Raw genomic sequence first — 2,693 nt, forward strand, 5'->3', positions numbered from 1 at the left:
TTGCCCGTGGGAGTAGTCAGATATTCCAGATGTATAATTTGATTCCTAACTTAACAGTCAGAGAGAATATTGAAGTAAAGAATAGGAAAAGTATGTTGATGGATGAATATCAGGCTATTGTCGGATTAGGATGTCCTGGTTATGAACCATTTAAGAATTCTATGGAAGTGACTATGAAGATCAAGAACTTCCAATGTGACTATATGAGTACTGTATTTACTGATGGTGTATTTAAAGATTTAGACTTAAGTGAACTCACGAAGACAACGGAGCAATTAAATCAATCAGCACAGAAATTAGTTGAATGTTCAATCCAATTACTGGCAGGATGTACAACGTATGGACAATACCTTCATACATATATGTCCAATGTGTCAAAAGTAAGTGAAGGAGCCAATGCATTGTTAGAAGGTTCTAAACAATATGACGCATCTACACAGGCACTCATTAAAAACTTAATATCTTCTATGAATAATCCTACAGAATTAATTCAATCTAAAATAAATAATATTGATCTCACAGATGAACAGCGTATAGCAGTCAATAAAGCAATCAGTGAAGGTGTTCAGGAAAGCTTAATACAAAATAAGAAGAGTTTAGAACAACTCTCACAATTGCTTTCTCAAAGTCTTGTATCAAAACAATTAGAGACATTATCTTCTAGCTTATCAGAGTTAAGCCAGGCTGGGAATGAACTTTCTCAACAATACCAGACGCTTGTAACGGGTGCAAAAAGCTTATCTGAGGGAATGCGTCTATTTGATCAGGAAGGTATTCAAAAGATCACTGATATAACTACAATTAAGAAGTTAAAAGAAAAAGACCATTATAGTGGTCTATCAGGAAACAATATCACAAATACTAAATTCATCTTTGAGATGGATATCTAGAACCTTGCATTCGCAAGGTTCTTTTCATTTCTATCAGCTTTAATNNNTAGCTTATATGATATATATTTTCCATATTTCAAGAGTTACTGTATTTAAAGATTGTGAGTATGTTAAAATATGAACATGGAGGTGATATTCATGGATGATTTCTTAAGTGATATTTATACAATACTCTTTGCGAAATGGATTCTATTGCAGGAAGTGCCTGACTTTGAAACAAAAGTGAATGAAGACTATACAGAGATTCATTTCTATAATAAGCATGCTGATATTGAAATTGTCTTTAATCCATTGAATATCATAGAGTTTAAAGCAACAAATACACAATCTGGTGAGATTGAATATTATCTACATTTCCAGATGAAAACATTGAATCATGCAATAAAGTTATTTAGAGAACTCACTCATTATATGAAGCATATTGGTGATACACCTACTGTTAAGATATTGTTGTGCTGTAGTGGTGGATTAACAACCAGCTATTTTGCGATGAAGATGAATGAAGCCTCTAAATTAATGAGTCTTCCTTATGTGACAGAAGCAAGTGGTTATAATAATTTATACTATGTAGCACAAGATTATGATGTCGTTCTCTTAGCACCACAGATTTCTTATTTACATGCTAAAGCATGTGATATTCTTAAAGATAAAATTGTCTTAAATGTACCACCTGAAGTATTTGCGAAATATGATGTAAAAGCCATCTTTACACTTGTGAAAGAATCATTAGAGATTAAAAAGAACCAATCTGATCAGAAGATTCCTTTACCTGTTATGTTGGATGTAGAAATTAAACATAAGACATTAGCTCTCTCTATTTTCCGTAATAAACAATCCATTCATGTTGCTTATCGTGTATATGATAAGAATCAAGAAATACTATTAGATAACGAAGTGATTAAACCTGTAGTTAATCTTCAGGATATTTGTGACATTATTGATATTGCCCGTCTTCATTATCCACGTATTCGTTATATTGGTATTGCGACTCCAGGTATTATTGATGATGGTTATGTGTCTTCTACAAGTTTAGTCGGATGGGAAACACCAGAGAGATTAGAAGATGTCCTCACTGAACGTTATCATTTGCCTGTATGTATATGTAATGATGTCAATGCAGCGGCTGTCGGTTATTATTCTTCACAAGATCAAGTAAGTTCACTGGCTTTCTTATTCCAGCCTGTACATGCAATAAGTGGTGCAGGTATTATTGTGGATAACTGCCTACTACATGGTATGCATAACTTGGTAGGAGAAGTACAATTTCTTCCTTTGGATTTAACAGAAGATAAAATGACACTCAGTATGTCTCCTGAAGGATGTATTGAAGTTGTATCACGTACTCTTGTTTCTATTATCAGTCTATTAAGTCCAGAAGAACTTGTTCTTTATTGTGACTTTATTCCCCATATACTTCCTTTATATGAAGAAATGGCCACTCTTATACCAAAAAAATATATTCCGCCTATTACCAAAGTAGATAACATGCAGGAATATATTCTTCTTGGGACTATGATATTAAGTACAACACAGAACTATGAGAGTTCTATATAGTGTTCAATACGATAGTCTATATTCTTTTCATAGTCTCTATTAAAATAACATGCATATAAACAATCTAATAAGAACTGTAGTGAAGCTCTTGAAGAAAAAGATGCAATCTTTTCTTCTGAATCTTCATAAGAGGCAAAATAGAGATGATAATCAACAAGTTTAGATAATTCACTCTCTTTAGTAGAAGAAATAAGAACAGTTGTCACCTGGTTCTTATTCATCACACGGATGAAATCTTCTACATGAGGT

The 2,693-nt window shown here is 32.9% G+C and carries 1 protein-coding gene and 2 pseudogenes; 2 read left to right on the forward strand and 1 reads right to left on the reverse strand.

Annotation, left to right across the window (positions count from 1 at the left end):
* Together B2S90_RS09375 and B2S90_RS09380 are read left to right on the forward strand one after the other, a co-directional pair.
* Positions 1-890 (forward strand): annotated as a pseudogene (locus tag B2S90_RS09375) (hypothetical protein); the annotation flags it as partial.
* 138 nt (positions 891-1,028) lie between these two features.
* Positions 1,029-2,444: an ROK family protein gene (locus B2S90_RS09380; protein WP_278779336.1), complete on the forward strand. Its 1,416-nt coding sequence runs from the start codon at positions 1,029-1,031 to the stop codon at positions 2,442-2,444.
* Here the strand turns inward: B2S90_RS09380 and B2S90_RS09385 are convergent.
* Positions 2,426-2,693, reverse strand: a pseudogene (locus tag B2S90_RS09385) (MurR/RpiR family transcriptional regulator); the annotation flags it as partial. The gene B2S90_RS09380 and the pseudogene B2S90_RS09385 sit on opposite strands and share 19 nt — an antisense overlap.

This window comes from Catenibacterium sp. UBA627, assembly GCF_002299355.1.
Lineage (GTDB): Bacteria > Bacillota_I > Bacilli_A > Erysipelotrichales > Coprobacillaceae > Catenibacterium > Catenibacterium mitsuoka.

Coding starts and splice junctions, on each gene's coding strand:
- B2S90_RS09380 (WP_278779336.1), top strand. CDS start 1,029: ATGGATGATTTCTTAAGTGATATTTATACAATACTCTTTGCGAAATGG.